The organism is Streptacidiphilus rugosus AM-16 (assembly GCF_000744655.1).
Lineage (GTDB): Bacteria > Actinomycetota > Actinomycetes > Streptomycetales > Streptomycetaceae > Streptacidiphilus > Streptacidiphilus rugosus.
In genome coordinates, this window is sequence record NZ_JQMJ01000004.1 from 4,440,403 (window position 1) to 4,458,246 (window position 17,844).

The following is a 17,844-nucleotide window of genomic DNA, read 5'->3' on the forward strand; positions in this document are numbered from 1 at the left end:
GGTCACCTCCGGGACGGAGGATACCGTCCCGGTCACCGGGTCCGTTACCGCTGCTCCGCGAGCGCCCGCAGGGCGAGCTCGTAGGAGCCGATGCCGAAGCCGGCGATCGTCCCGCTGGCCACCGCCGAGATCACCGAGGTGTGCCGGAACTCCTCGCGCGCGTGCGGATTGGAGATGTGCACCTCGATCAGCGGGGCGGTCCGCTGCGAGGCGGCGTCCCGCATGCCGTAGGAATAGTGCGTGAACGCGCCCGGGTTGATGACCACGGGCAGCTTTCCGTCGGCCGCCTCGTGCAGCCAGCGGATCATCTCGCCCTCGTCGTTGGTCTCGCGCACCTCGACCGCGAAGCCGAGCTCCGCGCCCAGCTTGGTGCACCGCTCCACCAGCCCGGCGTAGGAGGTGGAGCCGTAGACGTCGGGCTCGCGCGAGCCGAGCCGGCCCAGGTTCGGCCCGTTCAGCACCAGCACCCGCTGGGGCCCACGGCCGCTCACACGCCCACCTCGGCGTAGGCCGCGACCAGGAGCGTCGGGTCGGGAGCCTCCAGCACGGTGGGCTTGCCGAGACCGTCCAGGACGATGAACCGCAGCCGGTCGGCGCGCGACTTCTTGTCGAGCTTCATCGCCTCCAGCAGCTTGGGCCAGGCGTCGGCACGGTAGGTCAGCGGCAGGCCGACCGAGGCGAGGACCGCCTTGTGACGGTCGGCCGTCTCGTCGTCCAGGCGGCCGGCCAGCCGGCCCAGCTCCGCGGCGAAGACCATGCCGACGCTGACGGCAGCGCCGTGACGCCACTTGTAGCGCTCGTTGCGCTCGATCGCGTGGGCGAGCGTGTGGCCGTAGTTGAGGATCTCGCGCAGGCCGGACTCGCGCAGGTCGCCGGAGACGACCTCGGCCTTGACCTTGATCGAGCGCTCGATCAGCTCGGCCGTGTGCGGTCCCGCGGGCGTCTTCGCCCCCTCGGGATCGGCCTCGACCAGGTCGAGGATGACCGGGTCGGCGATGAAGCCGGTCTTGATGACCTCCGCCAGACCGCTGACGTAGTCGTGCCGCGGCACCGTCTCCAGCGTGTCCAGGTCCGCCAGCACACCGACCGGCGGGTGGAAGGCGCCGACCAGGTTCTTGCCCTCGGCGATGTTGATGCCGGTCTTGCCGCCCACCGCCGCGTCGACCATGCCCAGCAGTGTGGTCGGCATGGAGACCCAGCGCACCCCCCGCAGCCAGGTCGCGGCGACGAAGCCGGCCAGGTCGGTCGTCGCGCCGCCGCCGATGCCGACGATCACGTCGGTGCGGGTGAAGCCGGTCTGGCCCAGCACGGACCAGCAGTAGGCGGCGACCTCGGCGCTCTTGGCCTCCTCCGCGTTGGGCACCTGCAGCGCGATGGCCTCGTAGCCCTGCGCGGCCAGGTCGTCGCGGATCGCCTCGCCGGTCGCGGCCAGCGCCTCCGGGTGGATCACGGCGACGCGCTGCGCGGCGTTGCCGATCAGCCCGGGCAGCTCGCCCAGCAGCTGGCGCCCGATCAGGACGTCGTACGGGTCGCTGCCGCCGCTGGCGCCCACCCGGATCCGGGTGAGGTCCGGGCGCGGAGCGCCCGAGGAGTCCGCAGTCTGACGATCGCTCATGCCTTGCTCAGCTCCAGTGCGTCCATGACCGCGTCGGCCACCTGGTCGGGCGTCGAGTCGGCCGTGCTCACCACGGCCCGCGCCACGCGCGTGTAGACCGGGCGGCGCTGTTCCATCAGTTCGCGCCAGCGGGCGCGCGGGTTGCCGATCAGCAGCGGGCGCGGCGCGTCCAGACCGACCCGCTTCACCGCGTCTGCGAGGGCGACGTCGAGGAAGACCACCGGCAGGCCGGTCAGCAGCGCCTCGGTCTCCTCGCGCATGACGGCGCCGCCGCCGAGGGCGAGCACGCCGGTGTGCCCGGCGACGGCCGCCCTGACGGCGGCCGCCTCCAGCCCGCGGAAGTGCGGCTCTCCCTCGTCGACGAAGATGTCGGCGATCGGTTTGCCGGCCGTCGCCACGATGTCGGCGTCGGTGTCGCGGAAGCCGACACCGAGCCGCTCGGCCAGCAGCTGCCCGACGGAGCTCTTGCCCGCGCCGGGCGGTCCGATCAGGACCACCAGCGGTCCGGTCACTTCACGACCAGGTGGTCGAGGTAGCCCTGCACGTTGCGGCGGGTCTCGGCGACGTTGTCGCCGCCGAACTTCTCCGCCACCGCGTCGGCCAGCACCAGCGCGACCATCGCCTCGGCGACGATCCCGGCCGCCGGCACCGCGCACACGTCGGAACGCTGGTGGTGCGCCTTGGCGACCTCGCCGGTGCGGGTGTCGATGGTGGCCAGGGCGCGCGGCACGGTCGCGATCGGCTTCATCGCGGCGCGGACCCGCAGCAGCTCGCCGGTGGAGAGGCCGCCCTCGGTCCCGCCGGAACGCCCGGAGGTGCGGCGCACGCCCTCGGGGGTCGGCACGATCTCGTCGTGGGCCTGCGAGCCGGGAATCCTCGCCAACTCGAAGCCGTCGCCGACCTCGACGCCCTTGATCGCCTGGATGCCCATCAGCGCGGCGGCGAGCCGCGCGTCCAGCCGGCGGTCCCAGTGCACGTGCGAGCCGAGGCCGACGGGCACACCGTAGGCCAGCACCTCGACGACACCGCCGAGGGTGTCGCCGTCCTTGTGGGCCTGGTCGATCTCGGCGACCATCCGCTTGGACGCGTCCGCGTCCAGGCAGCGCACCGAGTCCTCGTCCAACCGCGCCTCGTCCGCCGGCACCGGCACGACCCCGGCCGGGGCCTTGGCCGCGCCGAGCTCCACGACGTGGGAGACGAGCTCGATCCCGCAGGTCTCCTTGAGGTAGGAGCGGGCGACCGTGCCGAGGGCGACGCGCGCCGCGGTCTCGCGGGCGCTGGCGCGCTCCAGGATCGGGCGGGCCTCGTCCAGCGAGTACTTCTGCATGCCGGCCAGGTCGGCGTGGCCGGGACGCGGCCGGGTCAGCGGCTCGTTGCGGGCGAGCCCGGCCAGGATCTCCGGGTCGACCGGATCGGCCGACATGACCTGCTCCCACTTGGGCCACTCGGTGTTGCCGACCATGATCGCCACGGGCGAGCCCATCGTCAGCCCGTGCCGCACCCCGCCGAGGAACGTGACCACGTCCTGCTCGAACTTCATCCGCGCGCCACGGCCGTAGCCGAGGCGCCGGCGGGCGAGCGCGTCGGCGACCATCCCGGTGGTGACGGGCACCCCCGCGGGCAGACCCTCCAGCGTCGCGACGAGTGCAGGGCCGTGCGACTCTCCTGCCGTCAGCCAGCGCAGCGTTCCCAAGGGTGTGCTCCTTCAGCTCCCGTGTCGTGCCTCTGGAAAGATCCTGCCACGACAGAGTGTGCAGAGCAGAATCCGTCCAGTGAGTGAGCCACCTGCCCAGCTGGGCTCAGTTGCACTGCCCCGGGGGCGCGGGGCTCTGCTGCTGTGCGGCTCCGCCGCGTGGGCGCGACAATCCCCCAGCCTTCGGCCGGGAGGTACCCCCTCCGACGTGCGGATGGTCCGGGGCGCGCAGGGCCGTCCGCAGCGGGTGGTTTCTCGCGCACGCAGTTGATCAAGCAGAGCCCCGCTCCCCTCACGGGACTGCAACTCACCCGGAGTGCGAAAGTGCCGCCTCGCCCGCGGTGCGCATCGCCGCGACCACGTCCGCGTCGGGGAGGCCGGTGAAGGCGCGGGACTGGAGGACCGCCTGGTGGACCAGGAGGTCCAGGCCGCCGAGGACCACGCCGTCGCGCTTCTGCCAGGCCGCGGCCAGCGCCGTCGGCCACGGGTGGTAGAGGACGTCGAAGAGCGCGCCCGGCTCGTCGGGGACCGCGTCCGCGAGGAAGTCCGTCGCGCCGACCGGGGTCGTGGAGATGACGAGCTCCGCGCCGAACGCCTCCGCCGCACGGTCCCACTCCTCGGGGACCACGTCGACGCCCAGGCGCTCGCCCAGCGCGCGCATCTGCGCGGCCCGCTCGGGGCCGCGGACGAACGCCGCCACCGGGCCGTCGCAGACCCGCGCCAGCGCCGCCAGCGCCGAGGACGCCGTGGCGCCCGCGCCGAGGACCGCCGCGCTGCCGACCCGCTCGACGCCCCGCTCGCGCAGCGCCGCGACCAGGCCGGGCACGTCCGTGTTGTCCCCGGTGCGGCGACCGTCCTCGTGGAAGACGACCGTGTTGACCGCGTCGACGCCGAGAGCGACCGCCGAGACCTCGTCCAGCAGCGGGATGACCGCCCGCTTCAACGGCATCGTCAGGGACAGGCCCGCCCAGCCCTGGCCCTGGACGTCCAGCGCGGCCAGGAAGCCCGGCAGCCCCGCCTCGTCCACCTCGAAGCGGTCGTAGCGCCAGCTCTCGCCCAGCCCCAGCGCCGCGAACGCGGCGCGGTGCAGGGTGGGCGAGAGCGAGTGCGCGATCGGCGAACCGAGCACCGCGGCCCGTCTCACGGTCACTGGCACTGTCCCGTCGTCCGGTTGACGTTCTGGCCGTGCTTGGCGCAGTACACCTGGACGTCGTCCAGGAACGCGCTCCAGGTCGCCGAGAAGCGGGTGTCGTTGGTGTCGACCGCGACGAAGAACGCCCAGTTGCCAGGCGTCGGGTTCAGCACCGCCTGGATCGCCTGCTCGCCGGGGTTGCTGATCGGGGACGGCGGCAGGCCCTTGACGACGTAGGTGTTGTAGCCGCCGGCCGTGCTGGCCTTCTGCGCGTTGGTGAAGGTCTTGCTGCCCAGGTAGTACTGCAGCGTGGTGTCGACCTCGAGGCGCCCGAAGGTGACGTTGGTGTTGAGCCGGTTGTAGAGCACCCGGGCGATCTTGCCGAAGTCGGCGGTGTTGTTGCCCTCGGCCTGCAGGATGCTGGCCTCGGTCAGCACCTGGTAGGCGTTGGCGAGCTTGACGCCGCTCGCGCCCGCCTGCAGCTGCAGCGAGTCGATCTTCGACTTGGCGTTGGTGACCATCGCCTTGAGCAGGTCGATCGGCTTGGTGTCCTTGGACAGCGGGTACTTGGTCGGCCAGAGGAAGCCCTCGACCTTGCCGTTGGCGTAGGCGGGCAGCCCGAGCTGCGCGACGTCGGCCTGGGCGACCTGCGCGGTGGCGCCCGCCTTGAGGCCCAGCTTGCCGTCGATCAGCGCGTAGATCTGCTTCGAGGTCTTGCCCTCGGGGATGGTGATCGCCGCGCCGCCCTGCTGGGAGATCAGCGACTGCAGCGCGGAGGCGGCCGACATGTGCAGCTTCATGGTGTAGTAGCCGGGCTGGATGCCCGAGGCGGCCTTGCTGCCGTTGTAGGCGTTGACGAAGGCCTTCGTGCTCTCCACCACGCTGGACGCGACCAGCGTGGTGGCGATGTCGGTGCCGGTCGCGCCGTCCGGGATCTGCACCTGCACGTCCGTGGTGCCGTCGCCGGCGTAGTCCGGCGGCGGACCCCAGTGGTTCTCGTAGAACTTGTAGCCGTAGTAGCCACCGCCGGCCAGGGCCGCGACCAGGACCACGGACAGGGTCAGGCAGGCCATGCCGCTGCGCTTGCGCTCGGTCCGGCCCTTCTCCTTGTCCTTGCGGCGGCCGCTGCGGCTTTCGTCCTCGTCGGACAGGAACGGCACGTACTCCTCGCCGTCCTCCTGCTCCTCGAAGTAGACGTCCTCGTCGCCGCGCTCACGGTGCGGCTGCGTCTCCTGGGCGGGGGGCGCCTCACCGCGGGCCTCGGCCTCCAGGCGGGCGGCCTCGGCGACCCAGTCGATGCCGTCGGGGCCGGGACCGGACGGCGGGGGGCTCTGCCGCTGCGGAGGCTGCGGGGGCTGCGGCCGGTAGACCGGCTGCTGGCCGGTCCCGTACGGGTCCTGTGGCCAGCCCGGCTGCTGCGGCTGCTGGGGCCGCGGCTGCTGTTGGGGCTGTTGCGGCTGGCCGTAGGGGTACGGCTGCTGCGGGTAGGGCTGCTGCGGTTGCTGCGGTTGCCCGTAGGGCTGCTGCGGGTAGGACTGCTGGGGCTGCTGCGGCTGGCCGTACGGATACGGCTGCTGCGGCGGGTAGCCGCCCTGTTCTCCGTAGGGGCCGGCTTGGCCCCACGGTTCGGAGCCGTAGCCCCGGCCCTGGTCGGTCATGCATCCCCTCGGATTCCACGGCGAATCGAACCGGCGTACCCATGGGCCCGCCGTGGACGGAACGTTACCCGACAGACTCCGACCGGAGCCTTTGGGCACGTTCGCGCCACGCAGAGCACCGACGACGGTAGCCCAGAGTGACGAAAGGGGTCCACCCGAAGGTGGACCCCCATTGCAGGCCGTCAGCCTACAGCGACTCCGCCGCGGGTTCGACAGTCTCGCCCGGCGGACGTCCGCTCGTCTTCTCGGTCTCCAGCGCGCTCTGCAGGATGACCACGGCCGCGGCCTGGTCGATCCGGGAACGGCCCTGCTTGGACTTCACCCCGGCCGCACGCATGCCGGCCGCCGCGCTGACCGTCGTCATCCGCTCGTCGACCAGCCGCACCGGCACCGGCGCGATCCGCGCCGCCAGCCGGCCCGCGTACTCACGGACCTTGACCGCGGCCGGGCCCTCGCGTCCGCTCATGGAACGCGGGAGCCCCACCACGACCTCGATCGGCTCGTACTCGGCCACGATCGCGGCCAGCCTGCCGATCGACTTGGCGCCGGCCGGGACCGTCTCCACCGGGGTGGCCAGCATCCCGTCGGGGTCGCAGCTGGCGACCCCGATCCGGGCGTCACCGACGTCCACGGCGATCCGGCGTCCTCGGCGCATCTCCGTCACCGCTCCGGCCTCAGACCTTCTCGGCGACGAGCGCGCGCACGGCCTCGACGGCCTGGCCGACGGCGGTCGGGTCCTGGCCGCCGCCCTGGGCCACGTCGTCCTTGCCGCCACCGCCGCCGCCGAGGGTCTTGGCGGCCGCACGGACCAGCTCGCCGGCCTTGACGCCGCGCTCGCGCGCGGCCTCGTTGGTGGCGATCACGGTCAGCGGGCGGCCGTTGGCCACGGTGAACAGCGCGACGACGGCGGCGCGGCCGCCCTGGCCGATGCGGTTGCGGACGTCGAGGACCAGCTTGCGCAGGTCGTCGGCGCCGGTGCCGTCAGGGACCTGGCCGGTGACCAGCGCCGTGCCGCGCACGTCCTCGGCGCCCTCGGCCAGACCGGCGGCCGCCTGCAGCACCTTCTCGGCGCGGAAGCGCTCGATCTCCTTCTCGGCCTCCTTGAGCTTGGCGAGCATGCCGGAGATCTTCTCCGGCAGCTCCTCCGGGCGGCCCTTGACCAGCTCGGTCAGCTGGGCCACCACGGTGTGCTCGCGGGCCAGGAAGCTGTAGGCGTCCACGCCGACCAGCGCCTCGACGCGGCGCACGCCGGAGCCGATGGAGGACTCGCCGAGCAGCTTCACCAGGCCCAGCTGGGCGGTGTTCTGCACGTGCGTGCCGCCGCAGAGCTCCTTGGAGAAGTCGCCGATGGTGACGACGCGGACCTTCTCGCCGTACTTCTCGCCGAACTCGGCGATGGCGCCGGCCTTCTTCGCCTCGTCGATGCCCATGATCTCGGCGGTGACGTCCAGCTCGCGGCTGAGCACCTCGTTGATCTTCTGCTCGACGTCGGTCAGCACGGTGCCGGGGACGGCGGTGGGCGAGCCGAAGTCGAAGCGGAAGCGGCCGGGCGAGTTCTCCGAGCCGGCCTGGGCGGCGGTCGGGCCGAGGGCGTCGCGCAGCGCCTGGTGGGTCAGGTGGGTGGCGCTGTGGGCGCGGGCGATGGCCCGGCGACGGCGCACGTCGATGACGGCCTGCACGGAGGCGCCGACCGTGACCTCGCCGACCTGGACGACGCCCTTGTGCACGACCACGCCCGGGACCGGCTTCTGCACGTCGTGGATCTCCACGACCGCGCCGGAGTCGGTGCGGATCCGGCCGTGGTCGGCGAGCTGGCCGCCGCCCTCGGCGTAGAACGGGGTGCGGTCCAGCACCAGCTCGACGTCGTCGCCCTCGGAGGCGACCGGCGAGGAGAGGCCGTCGACGAGCAGGCCGACGACGCTGGCCTCGCTCTCGTTACGGGTGTAGCCGGTGAACTCGGTCTCGCCGGAGGTGTCGGCGATCGAGCGGTAGGCCTGGACGTCGGCGTGGCCGGTCTTCTTGGCCTTGGCGTCGGCCTTGGCCCGGTCCCGCTGCTCCTTCATCAGGCGGCGGAAGCCGTCCTCGTCCACGGCCAGACCCTGCTCGGCGGCGATCTCCAGGGTGAGGTCGATCGGGAAGCCGTAGGTGTCGTGCAGTTGGAAGGCGTTGTCGCCGGAGAGCACCTTGCCGCCCGCGGAGCGGGTCTCGGTGATGGCGGTGTCCAGGATGTTGGTGCCGGCCCGCAGCGTCTTGAGGAAGGCGGCCTCCTCGGCGAGCGCGACCGTCTCGATGCGCTTGCGGTCGGTCAGCAGCTCCGGGTACTGCTCGCCCATCGTGGTCAGCACGACGTCGAGCAGCTGCTCGACGACCGGCCCGGTGGCGCCCAGCAGCCGCATGTTGCGGATGGCGCGGCGCATGATGCGGCGCAGCACGTAGCCGCGGCCCTCGTTGCCGGGGGTCACGCCGTCGCCGACGAGCATCGCGGAGGTGCGCATGTGGTCGGCGACCACGCGCAGCGAGACGTCGGAGTCGTGCTGGGCCCCGTAGCGGACGCCGGTCAGCTCGGTGGCCTTGTCGATGACGACGCGCAGGGTGTCGGTCTCGTACATGTTCCGGACGCCCTGGAGGATCATCGCCAGGCGCTCCAGGCCGAGCCCGGTGTCGATGTTCTTGGCGGGGAGGTCGCCCAGGATCGGGAAGTCCTCCTTGCCGTCGCCCGCGCCGCGCTCGAACTGCATGAAGACCAGGTTCCAGATCTCCACGTAGCGCTCGTCGTTGACGGCCGGGCCGCCCTCGACGCCGAACTCGGGGCCGCGGTCGTAGTTGATCTCCGAGCACGGGCCGCAGGGGCCGGGGACGCCCATGGACCAGAAGTTGTCCTTCTTGCCCAGCCGCTGGATCCGCTCCTGCGGGACGCCGACGACGTCGCGCCAGATCCGCTCGGCCTCGTCGTCGTCCAGGTAGACGGTGATCCACAGGCGCTCGGGGTCCAGACCGTAGCCGCCCTCGGCCACCGACGTGGTCAGCAGCTCCCAGGCGTACTTGATGGCCCCTTCCTTGAAGTAGTCGCCGAAGGAGAAGTTGCCGCACATCTGGAAGAAGGTGCCGTGGCGGGTGGTCTTGCCGACCTCCTCGATGTCCGGGGTGCGGACGCACTTCTGCACGCTGGTCGCGGTCGGGAACGGCGGCTTGACCTCGCCCAGGAAGTAGGGCTTGAAGGGCACCATGCCGGCCGGGACCAGCAGCAGGGTCGGGTCGTCCGCGATGAGCGACGCCGAGGGGACGACGGTGTGGCCGCGCTCCTCGAAGAAGCGCAGCCAGCGGCGGCGGATCTCAGCCGACTCCATTACAGGTCCTCATTCCGGTCGAGCTTGCTGGTGACGGTCTCGCCGGCGACGGTGTCGCCGACGGGGGTGGTGCGGTTCTGCAGAGCCGGGGTGGTGGGACGCGCCAGGTCGGGCGCGTCCTCGCGCGCTCGCGGCAGGGCGGCCCGCAGCGGGGCCGCGCGCAGCACCGGCGCCTCGGGGTGGCCGGGGGCAGCCAGAACACTGCCGTCCAGGCCGAGTTGACGGTTGAGCTCCAGTTCGCGCTGGAGCATGCCGGCGCGTACCTCGTCCCTGAAGCTGCGGGCCGCGCGGCCGATCTCCAGCGAGCCGAGCGCCGCGCCCTCGGCCAGGCTTCCCGGGGTCAGCGAGCGGGCCATGCGGTTGGCCTTGTTGATGGTCCAGACGGTGGCGCCGGCGCCCACCGCCATCCAGAAGATCCGGCGCATCGGCTCAGCCCTTCCTTCCCAGGCCCACCAGGCGCAGCAGTCCGTTGCGGCGCACCGTCGCCCGGCGCACCTCGGCCTTCACCATGCGCTCGATCAGCTCACGTTCGGTCTGATGCGGAACGTACCGCTCGGGACGCCCGGCCGCGCGTTGTTTGGCGACCGCGCTACGGACGCCGTAGCTGAAGGCGGAGAGCTTGACCAGCGGACCGCCCAGCGTCGCGGCCATCGTGGAGGAGAGCGCGTGTGCGTTGGCGGCGGCGTCCTGGACGTCGGCGGTGATCGCGTCGACGCGCAGCAGCTGGTCGTTGGCGGCGCGCAGGGTCTCGGCGGCCTCGTCCAGCAGCGGCACGGTCCGGTCCGTCACGGCCTCGACCAGCTCGGTCGCCTGGCGCAGCGCTCTGGCCAGGCGCAGCAGCACCACGGCGAGGAGGGTGACCAGCACCGCCCAGAACACGGCGACGACGAGGCCCGCGACCTCTCCACCCGACACCTTGGCGCTCCCTCGCAACATGCTGGTCCGTCTGCGAAACCCTATCGCGCCGCGGGGCCGATCCCGACCGCATTACCACCGTGCCGGGCCGCGCGTACAGAGTGCCTCCGGATTCCTCGCCGGACCCCGAAGGGGAACGTAACCTACCGATTGGTACGTCGTTGGGCCATCCAGGGGAACGACGCTCTCCTCCGAAGGAGGACCTGTGCACACAGGCACGTCCGGCAACCTGCCCGCCGAGATCACCGGATTCGTCGGCCGTCGGGTCGAACTCGCCGCCGCCCAGCGGCTGCTGCGCGCATCGCGGCTGGTCACCGTGGTCGGTCCCGGCGGCGTGGGCAAGTCGCGGCTGGCGCTGCGCGCCGCCGCCGGAGCCGCGGACCGCTTCGCCGACGGCGTCTGGGTCGTGGACTGCGCCGAGGTCAGCGAGCCCGGCCTGCTCTACGCCGTCGCCGAGGCGCTGCGGCTGACGGACGGCACGGCGCGTCCGGTGCACGAGGTCGTGCGGGAGTTCCTCGCCCGCCGCGAGCTGCTGCTGGTGCTGGACGGCTGCGAGCACCTGGTCGACCGGGTCGCCCCGATGCTGGCCCTGCTGCTGGGCGCGTCGCCGGGCCTGCGGGTGCTGGCCAGCAGCCGCCAGCCGTTGGAGGTCGCCGGCGAGCACCTGCTGCAGCTGGCGCCGCTGCCGGTGGAGGGCCCGCGCCCGGACGCGGTGACCCTGTTCGCGCAGCGCGCGGCCGCTGCCGTGCCGGGCTTCCGGCTGACCAGGGAGAACGCGGAGCAGGTCGGGGCGCTGTGCCGTCGTCTGGACGGCATCCCGCTGGCGCTGGAACTGGCCGCCGGGCGGCTGCGGGTGCTCTCCGTGGAGCAGATCGCCGAACGCCTCGACGACCGGTTCCGGGTGCTGACCGGCGGCGCGCGCACGGCCCTGCCCAGGCATCAGACGCTGCGCACCGCCATCGGCTGGAGCCACGAGCTCTGCACCCCGGCGGAACGGCTGCTGTGGGCGCGGCTCTCGGTCTTCGTCGGCGCCTTCGACCTGGAGGCGGCGGAGTACGTCTGCGCGGGCGAGGGCCTGCCGGCGGAGGAGGTGCTGGACGTCCTGTCCGAGTTGGTCGCCAAGTCGGTGGTGCTGCGCGAGGAGGGCGAAGGCGACGCGGTGCGCTACCGGATGCTGGACACGCTGCGCGAGTACGGCGCGCAGTGGCTGCACGAGTCCGCCGCGGAGCCGCTGCTGCGGCGCCGCCACCGGGACTGGTTCCTCGGCCTGGCCACCTGGGGCGAGCTGGAGTGGTTCAGCCCGCGCCAGCTGGAGACCAGGGTCCGCAGCGAGCGCGCCCACAGCAATCTGCGGGCCGCCCTGGAGTACTGCGTGACCGAGCCGGGCGAGGAGCAGCTGGGGCTACTGCTGGCGGGCACGCTCTGGTACTTCTGGGTCGGCTGCGGCCATCTCGGCGAGGGCCGGATGTGGCTGGACCGGGCGCTGGCGCTCGCCCCCGAGCCGACCGAGGCGCGGGCGAAGGCCCTCTGGGTCACCGGCTACATGGCGACGCTGCAGGGGGATCCGGTGCACGCGCTGCCGGCCCTGGAGGAGTGCCGGCGCCAGGCGCTGGAGAGCGGCGACGACCGCGCGCTGGCCTACGCGGTGCACCGCCAGGGCTGCGCGGCGCTGATCGCGGACGAGCTGGACCGCGCCGTGGAGCTGTTCGACGAGGCGCTGTGGCACTACGACCAGCTCGGCGAACTCAACAGCAACGTGCTGATGGGGATGTTCGAGCTCGGCCTGGCGCACACCTTCCGCGGCGACTCGGCGACCGGCGCGGTCTGGATGGGCAAGGTGCTGGAGGAGTGCCGACGCCACGGCGAGCAGTGGGCCTACGCCTACGGCCTCTTCGCCTGCGCCTACTCGGCGTGGACGGTCGGCGAGCCCGAGCGGGCGCGGGCCCATGCCCGCGAGTCGGTGCGGCTGCACCACGCCTTCCGCGACCTGCTGGGCCTGGCGCTCGGCCTCGAGGTGCTGGCGCTGCTGGCCGCGGAGCCCGGCTCCGGCGGGCAGGCGGGCGACCTGCGGGAGGCGGCGCTGCTGCAGGGTGCGGCGCACTCGGTCTGGGCCGCGGTGGGCGTCCCGCTCTTCGGCTCGCGCAATTTCAACTTCGCCCACGAGGAGTGCTCGCGGCGGATCCGCGCAGGACTGTCCGAGGCCGACGCTGCTGAATCGTTCCGCCGGGGTGCGCGGCTCGACCTGGACCGCGTCGTCTCCCGGGTGCTGGACGTCGGACCGCGCGGCGAGGCGGGCGGGACAGCACAGCGCCCCCACGACCGAGTGGCCGTGGGGGCGCTGCGAGGACCGCTCGCGGGTCAGCGCGAGTAGTACTCGACGACGAGCTGCTCGTCGCAGATGACCGGAACCTCACGCCGCTGGGGCAGACGGTCCAGACGGAAGGCCAGGGCCTTCAGGTTGACCTCGAGGTACTTCGCGGTCTGACCCTCACCCGCGTTGCCACCCTCACGGGCGACGACGAACGGGGTCTTCTCCTTGGAACGCTCGCGGACCGTGACGACGAAGCCGGGCTTCATCTGGTACGACGGGCGGTTGACCTTGGCGCCGTTGACCTCGATGTGGCCGTGGACGACCATCTGGCGGGCCTGGTAGATGGTGCGGGCGATGCCCGAACGCAGGACCAGGGCGTCGAGACGGGTCTCCAGCAGAGCGACCAGCGCCTCACCGGTCTTGCCCTCAACCTTGCGGGCACGGTCGAACGCGCGGGAGAGCTGGGTCTCGGACAGGTCGTACTGGGCGCGCAGACGCTGCTTCTCGACCAGACGGACCTTGTAGTCCGAGTTCTGCTTGCGGCCACGGCCGTGCTGCCCCGGGGGGTACGGGCGGGCCTCGAAGTACTTGACGGACTTCGGGGTCAGCGGAATGCCCAGCGCACGGGCAATCTTGACCTTGGGGCGCTTCTGGTTCGCCATGAACCAATACCTCTTTCGGTGTGTAACAGGCTCACCGCTGTTGAAGGAGGTCGCTTCTCGCGGTCCAGGGAGAGCCGCTCCCAGGACCGGGCACAATGTGCAGCACACGAGTGGCCCACCGACCCTGCTGGGTGGTGGGCTGCACGCGACACCCGAAGGTGCGCAACGCTCCTGCCGCCGCCCTGTCCGTCTCCGGACGAAGCCGCGGCCTGTATGACGCCCCGCCGGTGACGTCGCGCCTGACGGCGTGAACACGGGACATCTCGCTGCCCCCAGTGTAGTGGGTGCCACCCCGTGCGTCCGACCACCCCGTGGCCACCCCGCGACCTACCCGGCTTCGCTCGGTGCACGACCCTGTCAGTACCTGTGTCAATGGCATTGACAACAGCGATGGCAAGCCCTCAGGGTGAGGCCGCATGGACGACATCGAACTCGCGTACCTGCCCGCCACCGACGCGCTGCGCGCCTTCCAGCGCCGCACCCTCTCCCCCGTCGAGCTGATGCAGGCCGTCATCGCCCGCGCCGAGCAGACCGAGCCGCAGGTCAACTGCCTGACCGAGCGGCTCTTCGAGGAGGGCATGGCCGCGGCGCGGGAGGCCGAGCAGCGCTACCTCGGCCACGGTCGCGCACCCCGCCCTCTGGAGGGACTGCCCGTCGCCGCCAAGGACGAGCACCCGATGGCGGGGCGCGTCTGCAGCGAGGGCTCGCTGCTGCTCACGGAGGAGGTCGCCGAGGAGACCCACCCGGTGATCCAGCGGATCCAGGCGGCCGGCGGCATCGTCCACGCCCGGACCACGACGCCGGAGTTCTGCTGCGCCGCGTTCACCCAGTCCAAGCTCTGGGGCGTCACCCGGAACCCGTGGTCGCTCGCGCACTCCTGCGGCGGCTCCTCCGGCGGGTCGGGCGCGGCGCTGGCGGCGGGCAACGCGCCGCTGGCGACCGGCTCCGACATCGGCGGCTCGATCCGGATCCCCGCCTCGTTCAACGGTGTGGTGGGCTTCAAGCCGCCGTACGGCCGGGTGCCGGCCATGCCGCCGTTCAACCTGGACACCTTCTGCCACGACGGCCCGATGGCTCGCACCGTCGCGGACACGGCACTGCTGCAGAACACCATCGCCGGCCCCTGGGCCGGGGACGTGGTCTCGCTGCGCCCCAAGCTGGAGCTGCCGCTGGAGTACCCGGGCGCCGACGGGGCGGGCGACGTCAGCGGGATGCGCATCGCCCTCTGCCTCACCCTCGGCGACTACGTGCTCGACCCGGAGGTGGAGGCCAACACCCGCGCGGTGGCGGAGGCCCTGCGGGCCGGTGGCGCCGTCGTCGAGGAGGTCGGCCTCGGCTGGACCCGCGAGCTGATCGACCGGGCCGCATGGGCCCACTTCGGCGCGATCTTCGGGCCGTCCATCGGCCAGGCCGCCGCCGAGGCCCCGGACCGGCTGAACGCCTACACCCGCGCCTTCGCCGAGCGCGCGGCCGACGCCGCCGGGCGGACGGGCTTCCTGGAGGGCCTGGAGATCGAGGGCCGCCTCTACGCCGAGCTCGGCGCGCTGCTGGAGCGTTACGACGCGATGATCTGCCCGACCACGGCCGTCCCCGCCCTGCTCGCGGACGACGACTACACCGAGACGAAGCTGACGATCGCCGGGGTGGAGCAGGAGCACTACATGACGATGGCCATGACCATCGGCTTCAACATCTGCTCACGCTGCCCGGTGCTCTCCGTCCCGTCCGGGTTCTCCTCGGAGGGTGTGCCCACGGGGGTGCAGATCGTCGGCCGGACCTACGACGACGCGACGGTCTTCCGCGTCGGGGCCGCGGTCGAGCGGCTGCGCCCCTGGGCCTACCTGGCCGGGCACCGACCGCTGACCGACTGACGGCCGGCCGGCCGGCCGGGGGGACAGCGGCCGCCTGCTGCCGCGGCGGGCTTTGCCCGTCAGGCAAGACGCTTGCCCCGTGCATCAACAATTTGTTTATGCTCGGGACATCCTGCCCCACCTACCCGGAGCTCGCATGCCCCCGTCCCCCCTCACGAAGCTGCGCCACCCACTGCACGCCCTGCGCGCGGCGGCCTTCGCCGTGGGCGCCCTGTTCGTGCTGGTCGGGGTCGGCGTGCTGCTGCACCAGCCCCTGCTGATCCCGCCGCTGGCGGCCAGCGCGGCGCTGGTGCACGGCGCACCCGGCCTGCCCATCTCGCAGCCGCGGAACCTGATCGGCGGTCAACTGCTGGCCGCCGTGGTGGGTTACGGCACCCTGGCAGTGACCGGGTCCCACACGTGGGGCGCGGCACTCGCGGCGGGCCTGGCGCTCGGCGCGATGCTGTTGACCCACCTCTCCCACTCACCGGCCGCCGCCACCGCCGTGATCGTGGTGCTCCAGGCCCCGCGCCCGGCACCGTTCCTGGCGCTGCTCGCCCTGGCGACGGTGCTGCTGGTGGCCTTCGGCATGCTGCCCGCCAGGATCGGCGCGCACCCCGTCCGCTATCCCGTGACGTGGCGAACCTACCGCCCGCAGGAGACGGTCGTCGTCAACCGATCGGTTGATCCCGACATCAGCCGTTCCGCCCTGTCGCATCCAGTCGAATCGTCGATGCGGAGCTGACGGATTCTGACGGACCATGGATTCCGGGCACCCGAGAGTGCCCGAACCGCACCGCAGCCCCACCGCAGCCCCACCGCACCAGGAGGTCCGCCGTGACCGACATCCCCACCCAGCCCCTCTCGTTCCCCGTGGCCGAGGCCGCGGCCGACCGTGCCCTGCTGGACGCCGCCGGTCGCGGTGATCTCCAGGCCCTGGGCGAGGCGCTGGCGGCGGGCGCCGACACCGAGGCGCGCGACGAGGCCGGCCGGACGGCCCTGCTGATGGCCTCCCTCGCCGACGACGTCCCCCTGGCCGAGGCCCTGCTCGCCGCCGGCGCGGACGTCGACGCGCAGGACAACCGCCGGGACAACGCCTGGCTGGTCACCGGCGTCACCGGCAGCGTCCCGATGATGCGGGCGCTGCTGCCGGCCGGGCCGGACCTCACCCTGACCAACCGCTACGGCGGCGTCTCGGTGATCCCCGCCAGCGAGCGCGGCCACGTCGGCTACGTGCGCGCGGTCCTGGCCGAGACGTCGACGGACGTCGACCACGTGAACCGGCTGGGCTGGACGGCTCTGCTGGAGGCGGTGATCCTCGGTGACGGCGGCCAGGTCCACCAGGAGATCGTCGAGATCCTGCTCGCCACGGGCGCCGATCCACTGCTCCCCGACGGCGAGGGTGTGACGGCCCGCGCCCATGCGGAGCGCCGGGGCTTCCTGGCCATGGCGGACGTGCTGCGCGCGGCGGAAGCCGGACGGTGAACGGCGCCCGGGCCGCCCGGGCGCTCGCGGGAACGGCCGCCCTCCTGGCCGCGCTGGCCGGCTGCGCCCAGGTCGACCCCGCGGCCGGCCCCACAGCCGACCGGCCGGCCCCGACGGCCTCGCTGCACAGCCCGGGAGTGTCGCGCACCGCGGCGCCCACCGCGCGGACCCCCGACGGAACGCTGGTGCTCACCGACTTCGGGTCCGACACGGTGACCTTCGTGGCTCCGCGAGCCCGCGGAGCCGCGACCGCTCTCGGCTCGGTACGGGTGGGCGCCGCGCCCTACGGGGTCGCCCTGGGCCGGGACGGCACGGCCTGGGTGGCCACGGCCGAGGGCGTCGCGGCCGTCGACACCCGTCGGCGGACGCGCACGGCACTGATCCCGTACGCGGCCGACGTCGGGCCGGTGACCGGCGGCGAATACCGGGGCGGGGGCATGGGGATCGCCCTCTCCCCCGACGGAAGCCGGGTCTATGTCGGGGTCAACATCCCGGGGCGGGACGGCGAGTTGGAGATCGTCGACACCGCGCGGCACACGGTGGTCGGCTCCACGCCGGTCGGCCGCCGCCCGTTCGACGTGGACGTCTCCCCGGACGGGAGCCACGTCTACGTCACCGATCACGACTCCTTCGACGTCGCCGTGGTGGACACCCGCGACGGGAGCGCCCACCGGATCGAGGTCGCGCCGTACGGCACCGCGGGCGGCCTCGGATCCTGGCTCAAGCCCCACTACACCGCCGTCCGGCCCTCGGACGGGGCGCTGCTGATCCCCTTCGAGGGCGAGCGCCTGGCGGTGGTCGATCCTGCCCACGGCCGGGTCACCGTCCGGCCGATGACGGCCGACACCCACCAGCACGGGGTCACCATCGGCAAGGACGGCACGCTCTACGTCGTCGGCACCGGCCCGATCGACCCCTCCCGCCAGGCCGGGCCCTCCCTCACGGTCCGCCGCCCGGACGGCCGCGAACGGCTCATCCCGCTGCAGGGCCCGCACGAGAACGTCGCCCTGTCCGCCGACGGCCGTACCGCCTACGTCACCGGCGGCTACAGCAGGGACGGCTACTGGAACGGGATCAGCGTCGTCGACCTGGACACGGGCACGGTGACCCGCCTGGCCGTCGGCCACCGCCCGTTGGGCGTCGCGGTCCTGGGCCTGCCGTAGCCCGGAGGTTGGT

16 protein-coding genes are annotated in these 17,844 nt (G+C 72.8%); 5 read left to right on the top strand and 11 right to left on the bottom strand.

All coding sequences use genetic code 11. The features are described 5' to 3' along the window. Nucleotides 1-44: 44 nt before the first annotated feature. The 10 genes from aroQ to BS83_RS29355 form a co-directional block, all read right to left on the bottom strand. The gene (gene aroQ, locus BS83_RS29310) at nt 45-491 is read right to left on the bottom strand and encodes a type II 3-dehydroquinate dehydratase (RefSeq protein ID WP_037606469.1); all 447 of its coding nucleotides are present in this window, start codon (nt 489-491) and stop codon (nt 45-47) included. Further along, complete coding sequence (gene aroB / locus BS83_RS29315) at nt 488-1,615, bottom strand: 3-dehydroquinate synthase (protein ID WP_051944267.1); 1,128 nt, start codon at nt 1,613-1,615, stop codon at nt 488-490. Before aroB ends, aroQ begins: the two co-directional genes overlap by 4 nt. Continuing rightward, nucleotides 1,612-2,127 carry a shikimate kinase gene (locus tag BS83_RS29320; protein WP_037606470.1) on the bottom strand — a complete coding sequence of 172 codons (516 nt, stop codon included), beginning with the start codon at nt 2,125-2,127 and terminating at the stop codon, nt 1,612-1,614. Before BS83_RS29320 ends, aroB begins: the two co-directional genes overlap by 4 nt. Continuing rightward, nucleotides 2,124-3,308, bottom strand: a complete 1,185-nt coding sequence (gene aroC / locus BS83_RS29325; protein ID WP_157597362.1) for a chorismate synthase — start codon at nt 3,306-3,308, stop codon at nt 2,124-2,126. The genes BS83_RS29320 and aroC overlap by 4 nt, the downstream gene beginning before the upstream one ends. A 307-nt stretch (nt 3,309-3,615) precedes the next feature. Further along, nucleotides 3,616-4,458: a shikimate dehydrogenase gene (locus BS83_RS29330; RefSeq protein WP_198035325.1), complete on the bottom strand. Its 843-nt coding sequence runs from the start codon at nt 4,456-4,458 to the stop codon at nt 3,616-3,618. Next, a complete protein-coding gene (mltG, locus tag BS83_RS29335) occupies nt 4,455-6,098 on the bottom strand; it encodes an endolytic transglycosylase MltG (protein ID WP_051944269.1) in 1,644 nt (547 codons plus the stop codon). The genes BS83_RS29330 and mltG overlap by 4 nt, the downstream gene beginning before the upstream one ends. 187 nt (nt 6,099-6,285) lie before the next feature. Continuing rightward, nucleotides 6,286-6,753, bottom strand: coding sequence for a Holliday junction resolvase RuvX (gene ruvX, locus BS83_RS29340; protein WP_037610097.1), 468 nt, complete (start codon nt 6,751-6,753; stop codon nt 6,286-6,288). Between the two features lie 19 nt (nt 6,754-6,772). After that, the gene (alaS, locus tag BS83_RS29345) at nt 6,773-9,445 is read right to left on the bottom strand and encodes an alanine--tRNA ligase (RefSeq protein WP_037606472.1); all 2,673 of its coding nucleotides are present in this window, start codon (nt 9,443-9,445) and stop codon (nt 6,773-6,775) included. Next, a complete protein-coding gene (locus BS83_RS42320; RefSeq protein ID WP_051944271.1) occupies nt 9,445-9,870 on the bottom strand; it encodes a DUF6167 family protein in 426 nt (141 codons plus the stop codon). Before BS83_RS42320 ends, alaS begins: the two co-directional genes overlap by 1 nt. A 4-nt stretch (nt 9,871-9,874) precedes the next feature. Next, complete coding sequence (locus BS83_RS29355; protein ID WP_037606473.1) at nt 9,875-10,360, bottom strand: DUF948 domain-containing protein; 486 nt, start codon at nt 10,358-10,360, stop codon at nt 9,875-9,877. 205 nt (nt 10,361-10,565) lie between these two features. Between BS83_RS29355 and BS83_RS29360 the strand changes: the two genes are divergently transcribed. Beyond that, nucleotides 10,566-12,731, top strand: a complete 2,166-nt coding sequence (locus tag BS83_RS29360) for an ATP-binding protein (protein ID WP_037606474.1) — start codon at nt 10,566-10,568, stop codon at nt 12,729-12,731. Here BS83_RS29360 and rpsD read toward each other — a convergent pair. Then, a complete protein-coding gene (gene rpsD / locus BS83_RS29365) occupies nt 12,719-13,333 on the bottom strand; it encodes a 30S ribosomal protein S4 (protein ID WP_037606475.1) in 615 nt (204 codons plus the stop codon). The genes BS83_RS29360 and rpsD overlap by 13 nt on opposite strands. A 416-nt stretch (nt 13,334-13,749) precedes the next feature. On the opposite strand from rpsD, the gene BS83_RS29370 reads away from it, so the two are divergent. From BS83_RS29370 to BS83_RS29385, 4 genes are all read left to right on the top strand, one after another. After that, the gene (locus BS83_RS29370; protein WP_037606476.1) at nt 13,750-15,204 is read left to right on the top strand and encodes an amidase; all 1,455 of its coding nucleotides are present in this window, start codon (nt 13,750-13,752) and stop codon (nt 15,202-15,204) included. Between the two features lie 136 nt (nt 15,205-15,340). Next, on the top strand, nt 15,341-15,928 hold the full coding sequence (locus BS83_RS29375) for an HPP family protein (RefSeq protein WP_084714293.1): 588 nt from the start codon (nt 15,341-15,343) through the stop codon (nt 15,926-15,928). A 92-nt stretch (nt 15,929-16,020) separates the two neighbouring features. After that, nucleotides 16,021-16,668, top strand: a complete 648-nt coding sequence (locus BS83_RS29380; protein WP_408641041.1) for an ankyrin repeat domain-containing protein — start codon at nt 16,021-16,023, stop codon at nt 16,666-16,668. Then, on the top strand, nt 16,665-17,831 hold the full coding sequence (locus BS83_RS29385; protein WP_037606477.1) for a YncE family protein: 1,167 nt from the start codon (nt 16,665-16,667) through the stop codon (nt 17,829-17,831). The genes BS83_RS29380 and BS83_RS29385 overlap by 4 nt, the downstream gene beginning before the upstream one ends. The last annotated feature ends 13 nt before the right edge of the window (nt 17,832-17,844 follow it).

What these genes read in the sequence shown, in the direction of transcription:
- rpsD (WP_037606475.1), bottom strand. Translation starts at nt 13,333, where the DNA reads ATGGCGAACCAGAAGCGCCCCAAGGTCAAGATTGCCCGTGCGCTGGGC.
- ruvX (WP_037610097.1), bottom strand. Translation starts at nt 6,753, where the DNA reads ATGCGCCGAGGACGCCGGATCGCCGTGGACGTCGGTGACGCCCGGATC.
- BS83_RS29370 (WP_037606476.1), top strand. Translation starts at nt 13,750, where the DNA reads ATGGACGACATCGAACTCGCGTACCTGCCCGCCACCGACGCGCTGCGC.
- aroB (WP_051944267.1), bottom strand. Translation starts at nt 1,615, where the DNA reads ATGAGCGATCGTCAGACTGCGGACTCCTCGGGCGCTCCGCGCCCGGAC.
- BS83_RS42320 (WP_051944271.1), bottom strand. Translation starts at nt 9,870, where the DNA reads ATGCGCCGGATCTTCTGGATGGCGGTGGGCGCCGGCGCCACCGTCTGG.
- alaS (WP_037606472.1), bottom strand. Translation starts at nt 9,445, where the DNA reads ATGGAGTCGGCTGAGATCCGCCGCCGCTGGCTGCGCTTCTTCGAGGAG.
- BS83_RS29375 (WP_084714293.1), top strand. Translation starts at nt 15,341, where the DNA reads ATGCCCCCGTCCCCCCTCACGAAGCTGCGCCACCCACTGCACGCCCTG.
- mltG (WP_051944269.1), bottom strand. Translation starts at nt 6,098, where the DNA reads ATGACCGACCAGGGCCGGGGCTACGGCTCCGAACCGTGGGGCCAAGCC.